Raw genomic sequence first — 17307 nt, 5'->3', positions numbered from 1 at the left:
GTATGAAGAACTGGAAAACGCTGCTGCTCGGTATCGCTATGGTTGCGAACACCAGCTTCGCCGCGCCACAGGTTGTTGATAAAGTCGCCGCCGTTGTGAATAACGGTGTAGTCCTTGAAAGCGACGTGGATGGCATGATGCAATCTGTAAAGCTCAACTCGGGCCAGGCAGGCCAGCAACTTCCAGATGACGCCACGCTGCGTCATCAGATCCTGGAACGTTTGATCATGGATCAGATCGTGTTGCAGATGGGCCAGAAAATGGGCGTAAAAGTCACTGACGAGCAGCTCGATCAGGCGATCGCTAACATTTCTAAACAGAACAATATGACGTTAGATCAGATGCGTAGCCGTCTGGCCTATGACGGTATTAGCTATGCGACCTATCGTAATCAGATCCGTAAAGAGATGCTGATTTCTGAAGTGCGCAATAACGAAGTCCGTCGTCGCGTCACCATTCTGCCGCAGGAAGTGGATCAGTTGGCGAAGCAGGTGGGTAATCAGAATGATGCCAGCACCGAGCTGAACCTGAGCCACATCCTGGTACCCCTGCCAGAAAACCCAACGTCCGATCAGGCCGCTGAAGCTGAAAGCCAGGCGCGTTCTATCGTTGAACAAGCGCGTAACGGCGGTGACTTCGGTAAACTCGCCATTACCTATTCTGCTGACCAGCAGGCGCTGAAAGGCGGCCAGATGGGTTGGGGTCGAATTCAGGAACTGCCTTCTATCTTTGGTCAGGCGCTGAGCACGGCGAAGAAAGGCGACATCGTGGGTCCGATTCGTTCAGGCGTGGGCTTCCACATTCTGAAAGTGAACGACATGCGTGGTCAGAGCCAGAATATCTCCGTCACGGAAGTACATGCTCGCCATATTTTGCTGAAACCATCGCCAATCATGACGGACGATCAGGCCCGCGTGAAGATGGAGCAGATTGCGGCTGATATCAAGAGCGGCAAAACGTCATTCGCTAACGCGGCGAAAGAGTTTTCTCAGGATCCCGGTTCCGCTAACCAGGGCGGTGACCTTGGCTGGGCAGCGGCTGATATCTACGATCCGGCATTCCGTGATGCGCTGATGAAGCTGAACAAAGGCCAGATGAGCACACCGGTGCACTCTACTTTCGGCTGGCATTTGATTGAACTGCTGGATACGCGCAACGTGGATAAAACCGACGCAGCGCAGAAAGACAGAGCTTACCGTATGCTGTTCAACCGCAAATTCTCTGAAGAAGCGGCAACCTGGATGCAGGAACAACGCGCCAGTGCATACGTGAAAGTACTGAGCAACTAATGCAACCACAGCGTGTTGTCATCACTCCCGGCGAGCCTGCCGGGATTGGTCCTGAACTCGTCGTCCAGCTCGCGCAACGTAGCTGGCCGGTTGAGCTGGTGGTCTGCGCAGACGCAACACTGTTACAAGACCGAGCGAATATGCTCGGTCTGCCTTTAAGGCTCTTGCCCTATAAGGCCGACCAGCCACCTGTGCCGCAGCAGCAAGGCACATTAACGCTTCTCCCCGTTGCACTTCGCAAACCTGCTACGCCTGGCGTTCTCAGCACCGATAATGGTCACTACGTCGTGGATACGCTCGCTCGCGCCTGTGATGGGTGTTTGAATGGCGAATTTGCGGCACTGATCACGGGTCCGGTTCATAAAGGCGTCATCAACGAAGCCGGCGTCCCCTTCACGGGGCATACCGAATTCTTTGAAGAGCGCTCGCACAGCGATAATGTGGTCATGATGCTGGCAACAGAAGAGCTGCGCGTTGCACTGGCGACAACGCATTTGCCGCTCAAAGCCATCTCTGACGCCATTACACCGGCACTGCTGCGTGAAATCATCACGATTTTACATCACGATCTGCGTACCAAATTTGGTATCGCCGATCCGCACGTGCTGGTCTGTGGCCTCAATCCGCATGCGGGCGAAGGTGGGCATATGGGTACGGAAGAGATCGATACGATCATTCCGGTGCTGAATGAGATGCGTGCAAAAGGGATGAATCTGAGCGGGCCGCTGCCAGCAGATACCCTTTTTCAGCCAAAATATCTTGATAGTGCGGATGCTGTGCTCGCGATGTACCACGATCAGGGCCTGCCCGTGCTAAAATACCAGGGATTTGGTCGCGCAGTGAATATCACGCTCGGCTTACCTTTTATTCGAACGTCCGTTGACCACGGTACTGCGCTGGATCTGGCAGGAAAAGGCAAAGCGGATGTCGGCAGTTTTATTACGGCGCTTAATCTCGCCATCAAAATGATTGTTAATACTCAATGAATACTAGAGTCCATCAGGGCCACTTAGCCCGCAAACGCTTCGGGCAAAACTTCCTTAACGATCAGTTCGTTATCGAAAGCATCGTGTCAGCCATCAATCCGCAAAAAGGCCAGGCTATGGTCGAGATCGGTCCAGGCCTTGCAGCCCTGACCGAGCCAGTAGGCGAGCGTCTCGACGAAATGACCGTTATCGAACTGGATCGCGATCTGGCTGCGCGTCTGAAAACGCATCCGTTCCTGGGGCCAAAGCTGACCATTTATCAGCAAGACGCCATGACCATGAATTTTGCCGAGCTGTCAGAAAAACTGGGCCAGCCGCTGCGTGTTTTCGGTAACCTGCCATATAACATCTCCACGCCGCTGATGTTCCATCTGTTTAGCTATACTGATGCCATTGCCGACATGCACTTTATGTTGCAAAAAGAGGTCGTCAACCGACTGGTTGCAGGGCCAAATAGTAAAGCGTATGGTCGATTAAGCGTGATGGCGCAGTATTACTGCCAGATAATCCCCGTGCTGGAAGTGCCGCCAACGGCCTTTACGCCCGCGCCAAAAGTGGAATCTGCGGTTGTTCGTCTGGTTCCTCATGCTGTCATGCCGCATCCGGTCAAAGAGCTACGCGTGCTGAGTCGCATCACCACAGAAGCCTTCAACCAGCGCCGTAAAACGATTCGCAACAGCCTCGGTAACACCTTTACCGTAGACGTGTTGACTGAATTAGGTATCGATCCGGCCATGCGTGCGGAAAACATTTCCGTTGAGCAGTACTGTAAGTTAGCGAATTACATTAGCGATAACGCGCCGCCAAAGGAGAGCTAAGCCATGATTGATTCGCCCCGCGTCTGTGTTCAGGTACAAAGCGTCTACATCGAATCGCAGTCCACGCCGGACGATGAACGTTTTGTTTTTGCTTACACCGTAACCATTCGCAATCTGGGGCGGATGCCTGTGCAACTGCTCGGGCGTTACTGGCTTATCACCAACGGCAATGGCCGCGAAATCGAAGTCCAGGGTGAAGGTGTGGTCGGCGAACAGCCCCACATCGCCCCTGGCGAAGAGTTTCAATACACCAGCGGTGCCGTTATTGAAACACCGATGGGTACCATGCAGGGCCATTATGAAATGGTTGATGTCGACGGCAATGCCTTCCGTGTTGCGGTCCCTGTTTTCCGCCTCGCTGTTCCTACATTTATCCATTAAAACATGTCTACATATCTCATTGGCGATGTTCACGGTTGCTACGATGAACTGATCGCGCTGTTAAAGCAGGTGGATTTTACACCAGGACAAGACACCCTCTGGCTGACGGGCGATCTCGTCGCGCGTGGTCCAGGCTCGCTTGACGTACTCCGATTTGTTAAATCGCTGGGCGACAGCGTGCGCCTGGTGCTGGGCAATCACGATCTGCATTTGCTGGCTGTTTTTGCCGGGATCAGTCGCAATAAACCCAAAGATCGCATTACGCCGCTGCTTGAAGCCCACGATGCTGACGAGCTGATCAACTGGCTGCGTCGCCAGCCTTTGTTGCAGATTGACGAAGAGAAAAAGCTGGTCATGGCCCACGCCGGGATCACACCGCAATGGGATCTGCAAACGGCAAAAGAGTGCGCACGCGATGTAGAAGCGGTGCTGGCGAGCGATTCGTACCCGTTTTTCCTGGACGCGATGTATGGCGATATGCCAAATAACTGGAGTCCTGAGTTAAGCGGTGTGGCGCGCCTGCGTTTCGTGACCAACGCCTTTACGCGGATGCGCTACTGCTTCCCGAACGGGCAACTGGATATGTACTGCAAAGACACGCCGGAAAACGCCCCTTCACCGCTCAAACCGTGGTTTGCGATTCCGGGGCCCGTCACCAATGAATACAGCGTGGTGTTTGGACATTGGGCATCGCTCGAAGGTAAAGGCACGCCAGAGAATATCTACGCGCTGGATACGGGCTGCTGCTGGGGTGGCGATATGACCTGTCTGCGTTGGGAAGACAAAGCTTACTTTATTCAGCCCTCGAATCGGCAACTGGATTTAGGGGAAGGTGAGGCAGCCGCCTCCTGACAGACACGTTCCCTCTCCCGAGCAGGAGAGGGATAACCATCTTAGCGACGTTCCAGAACTTCGAAGCAGTAGCTGTGTGAGTTCTGCGCATCAGCATCGTGGAATTCACTGAATACGGATTCCCACTCATCCGGATCGTAGTCCGGGAAATGGGTATCCCCTTCCACTTCCGCATCAATGTGCGTCAAATACAGCTTCTGCGCTTTTGGCAGGAACTGCTCGTACACACGCCCCCCGCCAATCACCATAATTTCTTCGGCGTCGCCGCAGGCCGCAATCGCGTCATCGACAGATTTAACCCACTCAACACGCGAGTCAGTACCAGGCTGGCTACTGATCACGATGTTTTTACGCCCCGGTAATGGACGACCAATTGACTCCCAGGTCAGGCGGCCCATCACTACCGGCTTGTTTAACGTCGTACGTTTAAACCACGCGAGATCGGCTGGCAGATTCCATGGCATGGCGTTTTCCATACCAATAACGCGATCTACCGCCAGCGCTGCAATCAGACTGATCATTGAAAATTTCCCGGATGCAAAAAATTGCCGCCACTATACGTAAAGCTTAATCTTTCGTCGACTACAGCCAGAGTAAAGAAGCGGAAATATTTCAATATTGCTGGCAACGCCACTTCACACCGTCGGTTTACTCTCCGGCTCATCGCGTGGATCGCCAGTGTGCTTGCCCTCTTCCGTACCCTGCCAGCCGTGACGCTGGGTCAATGACAGATGATTACGGTCCTCATTAATGATTTCCGTCAGCATCGCGCTGGTGCGTTTTACCGCCGCGGCGCGGGATGAAGCATCACCGTCTGCCATCTCCACCATCTCTTCGACCATATCCAGATTGAAACGGCGGAACAGGTCGGCGCGTTCCCGCGCTTCGTACGCCCCAAGGCCCAAGCCTTCCAGCGCCATGCGCCCGGTTTTGAGCGCGCCCTCAAACGTCTCACGCTCTGGCGTTTCAACACCCGCCTGACGCAGCTTGATGTAATGATCGACATCGCGGGCTCGCGAGATAATTTTCAGATTCGGGAAATGCTCCTTCGCCAGTTCTGCCAGCTGCAGGTTGGTCAGCGGATCGTCAATCGCATTGATCAACACTTCCGCTTTTGCCGCGCCTGCAGATTCCAGCAGGTCGACGCGCGTGGCATCGCCGTAAAAGACCTTCATGCCGAATTTACGCAGCGTTTCGATATGATCAGGATCGTGATCCAAAATCACCATTTTCACCCCGCTGGAGAGCAACAAACGACCGGAGATCTGACCAAAACGACCAAACCCGGCAATGATCACCCGCGGCTGCTCTTCGTCGATTTCGTCCGCTTCACGTTCCTGCTTGCTGCCCGATTGTTCGAGGCGAGTCAGCAGCACCAGCAGAATCGGCGTGACGGCCATCGACAGCGCGACGGCCAGCGTCAACGCTTTCGCCCATTCCGGATCCAGCACGTTTGCCATTTGCGCCGCGCCAAAGACCACAAATGCAAACTCACTTCCCTGCCCCAGTAGCACGGCAAACCAGCGGCGCTGTCTGTTCGGTACGTTCAATGGGCGAGCGATCAGCCACAGCATTCCCATTTTAATGACCAGGAAACCGGCCAGCAGGATGAGGATCCGCAGCGGATGCGTCACCAGCGTGCCAAAGTCCACAGACATGCCGACACCGATGAAAAACAACCCCAGCAGCAAACCTTTGAAAGGCTCAATATCGCTTTCCAGTGCATGACGATATTCGGAACTCGCCAGCAGAACGCCCGCCAGGAACGCCCCCATCGCCATGGATAATCCAGCCTCTTCAAGCAACAGCCCAAAACCAAACACCAGGAACAGGGCCACGGCGCTGAACACTTCCCGCAGGCCTGAGCGCGCAACAAAGCGCAGCAGCGGGCGCGTCACATACCGCCCGAGCAAAATCACCAGCGCCAGCGCGCCCGCGACTTTCAGCGCCGACAGCGCAAAGGCACCCAACGTAGTCGATGAACCGCTTACGGCCAGGAGCGGGATCATCGCCACCAGCGGGATCGCCGCAATATCCTGGAACAGCAGCACAGAGAACGTGCTGCGCCCCATCTGGGAAACCGTCAGGTTACGCTCGTTCATCGCCTGCATCGCGATGGCCGTCGACGAAAGCGCAAGCGTCATGCCGATCAGCTCAGCGACTTTCCAGTCCATTCCCAATAAGATGCAAAAACCGCCCAGTAATGCGCCGCAAGCGATCATCTGCAACGCCCCACCGCCAAATACCGAAGCGCGAAGTTTCCACAAACGCCGCGGATCTAACTCCAGGCCGATGACAAACAGCATCAGCACCACGCCGATTTCGGCAAAATGCAAAATCGACTCGGCATCGGTGACCAGGCGGAATCCCCACGGGCCAATTATGCAGCCTGCAATCAAATAGCCGAGCACAGAGCCCAAGCCGAGACGCACGGCAACGGGCACAATCAGCGCCGCCGCACCCAAATAGATCAGCGCTTGAATCAGCGTATGGCTATCCATTGTGCGTCTCCTGCCAGTCGAGTAAGCGTTGTTTGTAGTGACGCGCCTGAGCCTGCAGCGTTTCGTCGTCGCAGACAAACGTGCAGTGCATCGCGAAAGGAGGGAGCCATTTCAGCCCGCAGTAAAGCGCGGTCGCCTGGAGTGGTTGCGCCAGTACTTCGAAACCAGGATTAGAGCCGATGTCGAAATGCGCTTCGCCGCCGCCCGTGGTGACCGCCCACAGCACACTTTTGCCTTTCAACGCGTGGCCGTTATGCCCATACGCCCAGCCGTGGGAAAAGACTTTATCGATCCACAGCTTCAGCAGCGCTGGCGTGCTGTACCACTGCATCGGGTGTTGCCAGACGATCAGATCGGCGCGCGAAATCGCCTCCTGCTCGGCGGCAATATCGATATTAAAGTCGGGATAGAGTTCGTAAAGAGAGCGTATTTCTACGCCATCGAGCGCTTTTACCTGGTCAAGCATCCGCTTATTCGCGTGCGAATGACGCGGATAAGGGTGCGCATAAATAATTAAAATCATCAATTAGCCTGTTGTTTTACTGCCTCTTTTACAAAAGAGTGTAGTCAGTAATTCAACAGGCTAATAGTGAATATTATTGACGGGGCAAATGGATAAAACTGACTTAGTTTTTCAGTTCGCCCATAGATTTAACCTGGTCGCGGTTAATCTGCTCGGTCTTGCCGGTTTCCGCATTTTCGTAGGAGACCAGGCCGGTATCATCATCAACCTGCGGTTTGCCATCGGTGACAATCGTTTTGCCATCAGTCGTTTTCACCGCTTGATTCGATGAACAACCGGCTACGGTAAAGAGCGCTGCGGCTGCAAAAATGGATGTCAGCAAAAGTTTATTTTTCATGGTGTGCTCCCTGTTGATAGTCATTTGTTACCTTCTGACCCTACACTTTAGCGGCAATGTCCGCGCACCAGGAAAAATGCAGAACACTCTGATGCTGCACGTTAACGTTTCTGCGGGAAACCGTCTTTGTACATAACTGTTTGTAAAACCTTGCCGTTCGCATCATAGGTTTTCGCTTCGCCGTTCGCGACGCTATCCTTGAAGGTAATGGTGGTGCGCAGTTTTCCGTCCTGGGTATAGCCCTGAGAAACCCCTTCCGCCTTGCAGTTCACCAGCGGCGTGTGGGTTCTTAACGTACCGTTCGGATAGTAAATATCAATGTATTCATCGAAGCAGCGGTTCTTCACAATGGTCTCAAACTTCTTGCCACCGTTGTCATATTTCTCAATCAGTTTTCCTTCCGGCACGGTTTCCGCCACATTGATGACCGGCGTGGTGAGCTTTTTCTGCGCCTGAAGATCGTCCTGAAGCCCTTTAGCATAATCAGGCGTCATGCCCATACCATCAATCGTGTTGGTGACGGAAGAAGCAAAATCCGCGCAGCCGGACAGCAGCAAAGCCAGAGATAACAGCGTCATTGAACGAGTCACAGAAAACTCCTTTTTATGAGAAGCCTTCAAAGTGCGATGAATTAGCGCGGGGCACAACCGCCAATATTGGTCGGAAAGGCAATAAAAAACCCGCCGAAGCGGGTTTTGGGATGATTCTGAGACGCGTTACTTCCCGATTTGCGCGTGCATTTCTTGCACTGAAATCACTTTCTCGGTGGCATCCGCATTCAGCGCCATCGCCGTGGCAAAACCGCCGTTCAGGGTGGTGTCGTAATGCACTTTGTACTGCAGCGCACTGCGGCGAATCAGCTTGGAGTCTTCAATCGCCTGACGCCCTTCGGTGGTGTTGATGATGTAGGTGTACTCGCCATTCTTGATACGGTCCTGAATGTGCGGACGACCTTCATGCACTTTGTTCACCAGACGCGGGTTAATGCCTGCTTCGCCGAGCACGATAGCCGTACCGTGGGTGGCATCAAGTTCAAAGCCCTGCTTCAACAGCTTCGCGGCCAGGTCCACTACGCGCTCTTTATCGCCTTCGCGAACGGAGAGCAGCGCGCGACCCTGTTTTCTCATGGTTGAGCTGCTGCCCAACTGTGCCTTCGCGAAGGCTTCTGCGAAGGTACGGCCCACGCCCATGACTTCACCGGTCGAGCGCATTTCTGGCCCTAACAGCGGGTCAACGCCCGGGAATTTGTTAAACGGCAGCACCACTTCTTTCACCGAGTAGTACGGCGGGATGATTTCTTTGGTTACGCCCTGCTGCACCAGCGTCTGACCCGCCATCACGCGTGCCGCCACTTTCGCCAGCGGTACGCCGGTCGCCTTGGAGACAAACGGTACGGTACGTGCCGCGCGCGGGTTAACTTCAATCAGATACACTTCGTTGTCTTTCACCGCAAACTGCACGTTCATCAAACCGCGAACCTGCAGCTCGAAGGCCAGTTTCTGCACCTGTTGGCGCATCACGTCCTGGATCTCCTGGCTCAGGGTATAAGCCGGCAGAGAACACGCGGAGTCACCGGAGTGAACGCCAGCCTGTTCGATGTGCTCCATGATGCCACCAATCAGCACGGTTTCGCCGTCGCAGATAGCATCCACATCCACTTCCACCGCATCGTCAAGGAAACGGTCCAGCAGGACTGGCGCGTCGTTCGAGACGCTGACAGCGGTCTGGAAGTAACGGCGCAGGTCAGCTTCGTCGTAGACGATTTCCATTGCACGGCCGCCCAGCACGTAAGACGGACGCACCACCAGCGGGTAGCCAATCTCTTTTGCCTTCTCAACGGCCATTTCAATCGCCGTAACGGTGGCGTTGGCAGGCTGTTTCAGCTTCAGGCGGTCAACCGCTTTCTGGAAGCGCTCGCGGTCTTCTGCACGGTCAATCGCATCCGGGCTGGTGCCGATAACCGGAACGCCAGCGGCTTCCAGTGCGCGCGCCAGTTTCAGCGGCGTCTGGCCGCCGTACTGTACGATGACGCCTTTTGGCTTCTCGATGCGCACGATTTCCAGCACGTCTTCCAGCGTGACCGGCTCAAAGTACAGGCGGTCAGAGGTGTCGTAATCGGTAGAAACTGTTTCAGGGTTACAGTTGACCATAATGGTTTCGTAACCGTCTTCACGCAGCGCCAGCGAGGCGTGTACGCAGCAGTAGTCAAACTCAATGCCCTGGCCGATACGGTTTGGACCGCCGCCGAGCACCATAATTTTATCGCGGTCAACTGACGGGTTCGCTTCGCACTCATCTTCGTACGTGGAGTACATGTACGCCGTGTCGGTCGCGAATTCCGCCGCACAGGTGTCCACGCGTTTGTAGACCGGGTGCAGGTTGTACTGGTCGCGCAGCTTACGAATTTCTGATTCGCGCACGCCAGCCAGGGTTGCCAGACGCGCATCGGCAAAGCCTTTACGCTTCAGCATACGCAGGAAGTCCGCGTCGAGACCGGTGATACCCATCTCGGCCACTTGCTCTTCCAGACGCACCAGCTCTTCAATCTGCACCAGGAACCAGCGGTCAATGTTGGTCAGGTTGAACACGCCGTCGACGGACAGACCCGCACGGAACGCATCGGCGATGTACCAGATACGCTCGGCGCCCGCGTCTTTCAGCTCGCGGCGGATTTTGGTCAGCGCTTCCGGGTCATCCAGGCTCACTTTCGGGTCAAAGCCCATCGCGCCCACTTCCAGGCCACGCAGCGCTTTCTGCAGGGATTCCTGCTGAGTTCGACCAATCGCCATCACTTCGCCGACGGATTTCATCTGCGTGGTCAGACGGTCATTTGCGCCCGCAAATTTCTCGAAGTTAAAGCGAGGAATTTTCGTCACAACGTAGTCGATAGAGGGTTCGAACGATGCCGGAGTACGTCCACCGGTGATGTCATTCATCAGCTCGTCGAGGGTATAACCCACTGCCAGTTTCGCCGCCACTTTCGCAATCGGGAAGCCGGTCGCTTTAGAGGCCAGCGCGGAAGAGCGTGATACGCGCGGGTTCATTTCGATAACAATCAGGCGACCGTTTTTCGGGTTCACGGAGAACTGCACGTTAGAACCGCCGGTTTCGACGCCGATTTCACGCAGCACCGCCATCGAGGCGTTACGCATGATTTGGTATTCTTTGTCGGTCAGAGTCTGCGCAGGGGCCACGGTGATGGAGTCACCGGTGTGGATGCCCATCGCATCGAAGTTTTCAATCGAGCAGACGATGATGCAGTTGTCGTTTTTATCACGCACCACTTCCATCTCGTACTCTTTCCAGCCAATCAGCGACTCATCAATCAGCAGCTCTTTGGTGGGGGAAAGATCCAGACCGCGCTCGCAAATCTCTTCGAACTCTTCGCGGTTGTAGGCGATACCGCCGCCGGTGCCGCCCATGGTGAAGGAAGGACGGATAATGCACGGATAGCCCACGTCAGCGGCAACCGCCAGCGCTTCTTCCATGTTATGCGCGATACCGGAACGTGCAGTGTCAAGACCGATTTTTTTCATCGCCACGTCGAAACGGCGGCGGTCTTCGGCTTTATCAATCGCATCGGCAGTCGCACCAATCATGGTGACGCCAAATTCAGCCAGCACGCCCTGACGCTCAAGCTCCAGCGCACAGTTCAGTGCAGTCTGGCCGCCCATGGTGGGCAGGACCGCATCTGGACGTTCTTTTTCAATGATTTTGCGTACGACTTCCCAGTGAATCGGCTCGATGTAGGTTGCATCGGCCATTTCCGGGTCGGTCATGATCGTCGCCGGGTTGGAGTTCACCAGAATGACGCGGTAACCCTCTTCGCGCAGGGCTTTACACGCCTGTGCACCGGAGTAGTCGAATTCGCAGGCCTGGCCGATAACGATCGGGCCAGCGCCAAGGATCAGGATGCTTTTTATGTCTGTACGTTTTGGCATGATTCTCTGGGCTCCTGATTATTTAGCGGTCTGACGGTACTGCTCAATAAGGTCGATAAAGTGATCAAACAGCGGCGCGGCATCGTGCGGGCCTGGGCTCGCTTCAGGGTGTCCCTGGAAGCTGAACGCGGGCTTATCGGTGCGATGAATACCCTGCAAAGTCTGGTCGAAAAGCGATTTGTGCGTCACGCGCAGGTTGGCAGGCATTGACGCCTCATCAACCGCAAAACCGTGGTTCTGCGCGGTAATCATCACCGTATCATTATCGATATCTTTCACCGGGTGGTTACCACCGTGGTGGCCGAACTTCATCTTGATGGTTTTCGCACCGCTTGCCAGCGCCAACAACTGATGGCCGAGGCAGATGCCAAATACCGGAATATCGGTTTCAAGGAAGGTTTTGATTGCGTCGATAGCGTAATCGCACGGCGCTGGGTCACCGGGGCCGTTGGAGAGGAAAATCCCGTCCGGATTCATCTTCAGTACGTCGTCTGCAGGCGTTTGTGCCGGGACAACCGTCAGGCGGCAGCCGCGATCCACCAGCATGCGCAGAATGTTGCGCTTAGCGCCGTAATCGTACGCGACAACGTGGAACGGCAGCTCATCTTCTTTCTTCGCTTCTGGCAGTTCACCCGCCAGCGTCCAGCTACCTTGCGTCCAGCTATACGCTTCAGTGGTGGTGACTTCTTTTGCCAAATCCATGCCGTTCAGGCCCGGGAATGCTTTCGCTTTTTCCTGTGCCAGCGCAGCATCGAGGTTATCCCCGGCGATGATGCAGCCGTTCTGTGCGCCTTTTTCACGCAGCAAACGGGTCAACTTACGGGTATCGATATCGGCAATCGCCACGATGTTGTGACGCTTCAGGTAAGAAGAGAGGTCTTCCGTATTGCGGTAGTTACTGGCAATCAGAGGCAGGTCGCGAATAATCAGACCTTGCGCATGGACCTGGGAAGATTCTGCATCGGCTTCATTGGTGCCGACATTACCGATATGGGGATAAGTAAGAGTGACGATTTGGCGGGAATAGGAAGGATCAGTGAGGATTTCTTGATAACCGGTCATTGAAGTATTGAAAACGACTTCCCCAACCGCCGAACCTGTTGCCCCTATGGCCCGACCGATAAACTGGGTTCCGTCTTCCAGAACCAATAGCGCTGACTTAATCAAAACACCCTCCAAAGAATATTCACTCACTTTATCTGCATATTAATTCACAACGAGGTCATGAAGCAACGCAAATTTGCTGCCAGTGGATTTTCGGCAAACGGCGGCATTCTCGGGATTTGTAGGGGCAATGTCAACTGAAAACGGATATTTTACGTATTCTTTTAACCACCTGGTGAAGCTAAAGGGACTTAGCTGCCAAAAAGATCAACCAAATCACCGAGGAAAACGTTTGTACGCTGAGTTTAATGGTTTCCTATAGCGTCACATAGAAAAAACCAGACCAAATGGTCAAAATTCACATTAGCGCAACACGAAAAACAAAGAAGTGATGATAAAACAGGGCTTACAGATAGGATTTGATTTATAAGCAGCAAAATAAAAGGGCAATAAATTATTGCCCTGTGTAATCAAGTAACTATGACTACAATAACCACATCACGAAGGGTATAAAAAATTTATAATTCGTTGAGATTAAGCACATCTCGCATATCAAAAAGACCATTTTCTTTCGATTTTAACCACAAAGCAGACCGCACTGCGCCGTTCGCGAAGGTCATTCTGCTAGAAGCTTTATGCGTGATTTCCACTCGCTCACCTATATCGGCGAAGATAGCGGTGTGTTCGCCGACGATATCGCCTGCACGCACGGTCGCAAAACCGATTGTTCCCGGTACGCGTTCGCCGGTGTGACCTTCACGGGTATACACCGCACAGTCTTTTAAATCTTTGTCGAGTGCATAAGCAATCGCTTCGCCCATCGCCAGCGCGGTTCCGGATGGCGCATCGACTTTATGGCGGTGATGCGCTTCGATAATCTCGATATCCGTGTAGTCGCCCATCACTTTGGCTGCTTTTTCCAGCAGTTTGAGCATGACGTTGACGCCCACGCTAAAGTTCGCAGCAAAGACAATAGCGATATCCTGCGCAGCGTCTTTGATGGCTTGCTTGCCTGCATCATCAAAACCCGTGGTACCGATGATCATCCCTTTACCGTGCTGGCGGCAAAAAGCCAGATGCTCCAGCGTGCCTTCCGGACGGGTAAAATCGATGAACACATCAAAATCAGCTTTTACTGCGTCAAGACTGCTTTGCACCGTGACGCCTGAATGTCCAGCCCCCGCCAGCTCACCCGCGTCCGTACCTAAAAGCGTAGAGCCTTCGCGTTCTAGCGCCGCACCCAGCACGACACCCTCCATCTGCAGCGCAGCCTGAATCAGCTGACGGCCCATACGTCCACCCGCGCCCGCAATCGCGACACGGACCTGTGCATCATGCATAGTTATTCTCTTACGTTAAAAGTATGTAAATCGTTTTCAGATTAACCAGCCTTTGAGAAGGCTGCCATCTAAAACGCCGATAATTAGAATTTTATGATAAACAGGGAGAGATATCAGTAAAAGGCATGATTCAGGCCGGGAGGCGCTGCCCCATCACAGAACGCGATAGCTCACGATGAGCTGTCCCTTTTTCTGCTTCACGTTACTTATCTCCACCTCTCCCAGTTTACTGAGATCGGAAACATGAGTACCGCCACACAAATAGGCGGGCAAATCGCCAAACCACACTTTTCTGCGGCCCTCGTCCATTTCAACGTGGCGTATGAGTTGCTCGGCTCGCCAGCCGTCGATAAGCTCTTTGAACATGTCGGTACTGGGTGCAGCACCTTCTTCACCCGGTATGAATGTAATCCGCCCTTCGCCTGGCCAGTGGTGGGCTTTTACCGGACGCCAGCCAAAGCGCTCCCCGGCATAGCCAATCAGATGACCAGCCGTATGCCAGCGGGAATGAAGCTCTCTCACGGCGGCATCGATCTGGATATCCACTTCGCCCAGGGCAAGCGAGCGCGCCAGAACGTGCATGATGTTCTCGTCACGCTGAATAACCTCTTCTACCGCAACCCCGGCTATCCAGCCTGTATCCGCCGGTTGCCCGCCACCCTGCGGATGGAAAAGGGTCTGGTCCAGTTCAATCGCGTAGCGACCATCTTGTTCCTCAGTACAACGCACGATCTGCGCCCGACCCACTGTCATTTCATTGGTGTAATAAAGACGCTCTGTCATGGCTATTCTCCTCTTATTCATGACAGTATATTCATTACGTAAACGGTGATAATGCGCCACTAACACAATGGACTTTTGCCTGGAATACACAAATGAAAGTGACACTGCTTCCCGATCTTGCGACTTTTGTTGCCATTGTTGAACACGGGAGCTTTTCTGCTGCTGCCCGAATTGTCGGAGCCACGCCGTCTGCACTGAGCCGCTGCGTCTCGCGGCTGGAACACGAAATGGGCGGCAAACTGCTGCATCGCACCACGCGTAAGCTGGCGCTTACCGAAACCGGAAAATCGGTATATGAACACGCGTTAGATATGCTGGAGGCGGCAAAACAGGCGCTAGATTCTGGCAGCAGTCTGCAAACCGTTGCCCAAGGAAGGCTGACGCTGAGTGTTCCCAAGGCCGTTGGGCGATTTGTCCTTCATCCGCTAATACCAGATTTTCTCAACCGTCATCCGCAAATTGATGTTTGCCTGCGCCTTGAAGACCGCTATATGGACCTGATCGATGACGGTGTGGATCTTGCCCTGCGAATCACTAACACGCCGTCTCCGGGTCTGTATGGCAAAGCCCTGATGCCCGTGAACCATATCATTGGCGCAACGCCTGAATATCTCCGTCGAGCAGGCATACCGCAGCATCCGCAGGATCTTCGTGCGCATAGCTGTATTTCGCTGGGCGAAACCCCTTCTGATTCCCGCTGGAAGTTCGCCCTGCACGGGAAAACAGAAACCGTGCAAACGCGTGGACGCTATGCCGCTAACCATACGGGCGTGCGGTTGGATGCAGTAAAACGTCATTTGGGTATTGGCAGCCTACCGCTATTTACTGCTCGCGAAGCGCTGGCGTGTGGGGAGATCGTGCAGGTGCTGCCGGAATGGGAATTTATTAGTAGCTATTCGGGTGATCTCTGGCTTCTTTGGACGCGTAACAAACATATGCCAGCCAGAATGCGGGCGATGATTAACTATCTAAATGAAAAAATGCCAGTCATTCAGTGACTGGCATTTTGCGTATTTTATTCGACTTCTCGCGCGTCGATGCGCAGTTCTTTCGGCACTTCGAAAACGATATTCTCTTCGCGTCCTTCGAGTGGAATGGCATCTCCGCCGCCCAGTTCCTGCAGGCGGGCGATAACGTTCTGCACCAGAATATCCGGTGCGGAAGCGCCTGCGGTAACACCCACGCAGTTCACGTCTTTTACCCACGCTTCCTGAATATCGGTCGCATCGTCAATCAAAAACGCCGTTTTCCCCATACGCTGCGCCAGTTCGGCCAGACGGTTGGAGTTAGACGAGTTTTTGGAACCGACAACCAGCACCACATCAGCCTGTTCAGCCAGCGCACGTACCGCTTCCTGACGGTTGGTGGTGGCATAGCAAATATCATCTTTGCGCGGCCCGACGATTTTCGGGAAGCGCTTGCGCAGAGCGTCAATGACATCCGACGTGTCGTCGACAGAGAGCGTGGTCTGAGTCATAAACGACAGCTTAGCGTCGTTTTTCACGTTGAGCGTCAATACGTCTTCCGGCGACTCGACCAGATACATGCCCCCTTCCGGGTTGCTGTATTGGCCCATTGTGCCTTCGACTTCCGGATGCCCAGCATGACCAATCAGGATCGATTCTTCACCACGACGGCTGGCGCGAGCGACTTCCATATGGACTTTGGTCACCAGCGGACAGGTCGCGTCAAACACGGTCAGATCACGACTTTTCGCTTCGTTACGAACGGCCTGAGACACACCGTGCGCGGAGAAAATCAGGATTGTGCCGTCCGGCACTTCGCTGATCTGCTCGATAAAGATCGCGCCGCGCTCACGCAGGCTTTCAACCACGTAGCGGTTGTGCACCACTTCATGACGCACATAAATAGGCGCGCCGTAAATTTCCAGCGCGTTTTCAACAATGCTGATAGCGCGGTCAACGCCGGCGCAAAAACCGCGCGGGTTAGCCAACAGGATCTGCATTCGTTTCCTCCAGTGCCGGATCGATCTCCAGCACTTCGACATCAAAATGGACGGTACGCCCGGCAAGCGGATGGTTAAAGTCAACGGTAATAGAATCGCCATTGATCTCGCGGATCACGCCAGGCATTTCGCTGCCATCCATAGCGGTAAAGAGCATAATTGCGCCAATTTCCGGCTCGCCCGCGTCCATAAATTCACGACGCGAGAAATACTGGATCAGGTCTGGCGACGGTACACCAAACGCGGCATCCGGCTCGAGCGAAAACGCTTTTTTCTCGCCTTCTTTCAGGCCTAAAAGCTGTTGTTCAAGGCCTTCAGAAAGTGAGGTATCACCGAGGCGAAACAGCGCAGGTTTGCCGTTGTTGCGGGTAGATTCAGCGGTGGAACCATCTTCCATCTTCAGCGTGAAGTGAACCAGGACCGCGCTATTGCTCTGTATGGATTTAGACATGCAAATCGTCCAGTTGTTTTAGCCCGGCGGCATAA

At 54.1% G+C, this 17307-nt stretch carries 17 protein-coding genes; 6 read left to right on the top strand and 11 right to left on the bottom strand.

Features of this window, described 5'->3' with window-relative positions; genetic code table 11:
• Positions 1–2: 2 nt before the first annotated feature.
• Genes surA through apaH form a run of 5 tightly spaced genes read left to right on the top strand, consistent with a single transcriptional unit; the run spans position 3 to position 4326 of the window.
• Entirely contained in the window at positions 3–1289 is a 1287-nt protein-coding gene (gene surA / locus AC07RN_RS12345) for a peptidylprolyl isomerase SurA (protein WP_407436997.1), read from the top strand.
• A complete protein-coding gene (pdxA, locus tag AC07RN_RS12340) occupies positions 1289–2275 on the top strand; it encodes a 4-hydroxythreonine-4-phosphate dehydrogenase PdxA (RefSeq protein ID WP_478336483.1) in 987 nt (328 codons plus the stop codon). The genes surA and pdxA overlap by 1 nt, the downstream gene beginning before the upstream one ends.
• Positions 2272–3093: a 16S rRNA (adenine(1518)-N(6)/adenine(1519)-N(6))-dimethyltransferase RsmA gene (gene rsmA / locus AC07RN_RS12335; protein WP_012016009.1), complete on the top strand. Its 822-nt coding sequence runs from the start codon at positions 2272–2274 to the stop codon at positions 3091–3093. The genes pdxA and rsmA overlap by 4 nt, the downstream gene beginning before the upstream one ends.
• 3 nt (positions 3094–3096) lie before the next feature.
• Entirely contained in the window at positions 3097–3474 is a 378-nt protein-coding gene (apaG, locus tag AC07RN_RS12330; RefSeq protein WP_012016008.1) for a Co2+/Mg2+ efflux protein ApaG, read from the top strand.
• Between the two features lie 3 nt (positions 3475–3477).
• Positions 3478–4326, top strand: a complete 849-nt coding sequence (apaH, locus tag AC07RN_RS12325) for a bis(5'-nucleosyl)-tetraphosphatase (symmetrical) ApaH (protein ID WP_478336482.1) — start codon at positions 3478–3480, stop codon at positions 4324–4326.
• 41 nt (positions 4327–4367) lie between these two features.
• Here the strand turns inward: apaH and folA are convergent, their stop codons facing one another.
• The 9 genes from folA to AC07RN_RS12280 form a co-directional block, all read right to left on the bottom strand.
• Positions 4368–4847 (bottom strand): type 3 dihydrofolate reductase, encoded by a 480-nt coding sequence (gene folA, locus AC07RN_RS12320; protein WP_012016006.1) that lies wholly within the window; start codon positions 4845–4847, stop codon positions 4368–4370.
• Between the two features lie 114 nt (positions 4848–4961).
• A complete protein-coding gene (gene kefC / locus AC07RN_RS12315; RefSeq protein ID WP_478336481.1) occupies positions 4962–6827 on the bottom strand; it encodes a glutathione-regulated potassium-efflux system protein KefC in 1866 nt (621 codons plus the stop codon).
• Entirely contained in the window at positions 6820–7350 is a 531-nt protein-coding gene (gene kefF, locus AC07RN_RS12310) for a glutathione-regulated potassium-efflux system oxidoreductase KefF (RefSeq protein ID WP_478336480.1), read from the bottom strand. The genes kefC and kefF overlap by 8 nt, the downstream gene beginning before the upstream one ends.
• Positions 7351–7453: 103 nt before the next feature.
• Entirely contained in the window at positions 7454–7687 is a 234-nt protein-coding gene (locus AC07RN_RS12305; protein WP_012016003.1) for a YgdI/YgdR family lipoprotein, read from the bottom strand.
• Positions 7688–7788: 101 nt separating this feature from the next.
• Positions 7789–8277 (bottom strand): toxin-antitoxin system YwqK family antitoxin, encoded by a 489-nt coding sequence (locus tag AC07RN_RS12300; protein ID WP_478336479.1) that lies wholly within the window; start codon positions 8275–8277, stop codon positions 7789–7791.
• A 126-nt stretch (positions 8278–8403) separates the two neighbouring features.
• A complete protein-coding gene (carB, locus tag AC07RN_RS12295; RefSeq protein WP_041689273.1) occupies positions 8404–11628 on the bottom strand; it encodes a carbamoyl-phosphate synthase large subunit in 3225 nt (1074 codons plus the stop codon).
• Between the two features lie 18 nt (positions 11629–11646).
• Positions 11647–12795 (bottom strand): glutamine-hydrolyzing carbamoyl-phosphate synthase small subunit, encoded by a 1149-nt coding sequence (gene carA / locus AC07RN_RS12290; protein ID WP_012016000.1) that lies wholly within the window; start codon positions 12793–12795, stop codon positions 11647–11649.
• Positions 12796–13250: 455 nt separating this feature from the next.
• Positions 13251–14072 (bottom strand): 4-hydroxy-tetrahydrodipicolinate reductase, encoded by an 822-nt coding sequence (gene dapB / locus AC07RN_RS12285; protein ID WP_133631732.1) that lies wholly within the window; start codon positions 14070–14072, stop codon positions 13251–13253.
• Positions 14073–14225: 153 nt separating this feature from the next.
• Entirely contained in the window at positions 14226–14855 is a 630-nt protein-coding gene (locus AC07RN_RS12280; protein WP_478336478.1) for an alanyl-tRNA editing protein, read from the bottom strand.
• A 92-nt stretch (positions 14856–14947) separates the two neighbouring features.
• On the opposite strand from AC07RN_RS12280, the gene AC07RN_RS12275 reads away from it, so the two are divergent.
• Positions 14948–15853, top strand: coding sequence for a LysR family transcriptional regulator (locus AC07RN_RS12275; RefSeq protein WP_478336477.1), 906 nt, complete (start codon positions 14948–14950; stop codon positions 15851–15853).
• A 17-nt stretch (positions 15854–15870) separates the two neighbouring features.
• Here the strand turns inward: AC07RN_RS12275 and ispH are convergent, their stop codons facing one another.
• Complete coding sequence (gene ispH / locus AC07RN_RS12270; protein ID WP_012015996.1) at positions 15871–16821, bottom strand: 4-hydroxy-3-methylbut-2-enyl diphosphate reductase; 951 nt, start codon at positions 16819–16821, stop codon at positions 15871–15873.
• Entirely contained in the window at positions 16802–17272 is a 471-nt protein-coding gene (gene fkpB / locus AC07RN_RS12265) for an FKBP-type peptidyl-prolyl cis-trans isomerase (protein WP_059180161.1), read from the bottom strand. The genes ispH and fkpB overlap by 20 nt, the downstream gene beginning before the upstream one ends.
• Between the last annotated feature and the right edge of the window lie 35 nt (positions 17273–17307).

Source organism: Lelliottia sp. GFLA7 (assembly GCF_056490165.1).
Note: the sequence above shows the minus strand (reverse complement) of the source record. Positions and strands in the feature narration are given on the sequence as shown.

Coding starts and splice junctions, on each gene's coding strand:
- kefF (WP_478336480.1), bottom strand. CDS start 7,350: ATGATTTTAATTATTTATGCGCACCCTTATCCGCGTCATTCGCACGCG.
- folA (WP_012016006.1), bottom strand. CDS start 4,847: ATGATCAGTCTGATTGCAGCGCTGGCGGTAGATCGCGTTATTGGTATG.
- AC07RN_RS12280 (WP_478336478.1), bottom strand. CDS start 14,855: ATGACAGAGCGTCTTTATTACACCAATGAAATGACAGTGGGTCGGGCG.
- apaH (WP_478336482.1), top strand. CDS start 3,478: ATGTCTACATATCTCATTGGCGATGTTCACGGTTGCTACGATGAACTG.
- apaG (WP_012016008.1), top strand. CDS start 3,097: ATGATTGATTCGCCCCGCGTCTGTGTTCAGGTACAAAGCGTCTACATC.
- dapB (WP_133631732.1), bottom strand. CDS start 14,072: ATGCATGATGCACAGGTCCGTGTCGCGATTGCGGGCGCGGGTGGACGT.
- carB (WP_041689273.1), bottom strand. CDS start 11,628: ATGCCAAAACGTACAGACATAAAAAGCATCCTGATCCTTGGCGCTGGC.
- pdxA (WP_478336483.1), top strand. CDS start 1,289: ATGCAACCACAGCGTGTTGTCATCACTCCCGGCGAGCCTGCCGGGATT.
- AC07RN_RS12305 (WP_012016003.1), bottom strand. CDS start 7,687: ATGAAAAATAAACTTTTGCTGACATCCATTTTTGCAGCCGCAGCGCTC.
- rsmA (WP_012016009.1), top strand. CDS start 2,272: ATGAATACTAGAGTCCATCAGGGCCACTTAGCCCGCAAACGCTTCGGG.
- surA (WP_407436997.1), top strand. CDS start 3: ATGAAGAACTGGAAAACGCTGCTGCTCGGTATCGCTATGGTTGCGAAC.
- fkpB (WP_059180161.1), bottom strand. CDS start 17,272: ATGTCTAAATCCATACAGAGCAATAGCGCGGTCCTGGTTCACTTCACG.
- ispH (WP_012015996.1), bottom strand. CDS start 16,821: ATGCAGATCCTGTTGGCTAACCCGCGCGGTTTTTGCGCCGGCGTTGAC.
- kefC (WP_478336481.1), bottom strand. CDS start 6,827: ATGGATAGCCATACGCTGATTCAAGCGCTGATCTATTTGGGTGCGGCG.
- AC07RN_RS12275 (WP_478336477.1), top strand. CDS start 14,948: ATGAAAGTGACACTGCTTCCCGATCTTGCGACTTTTGTTGCCATTGTT.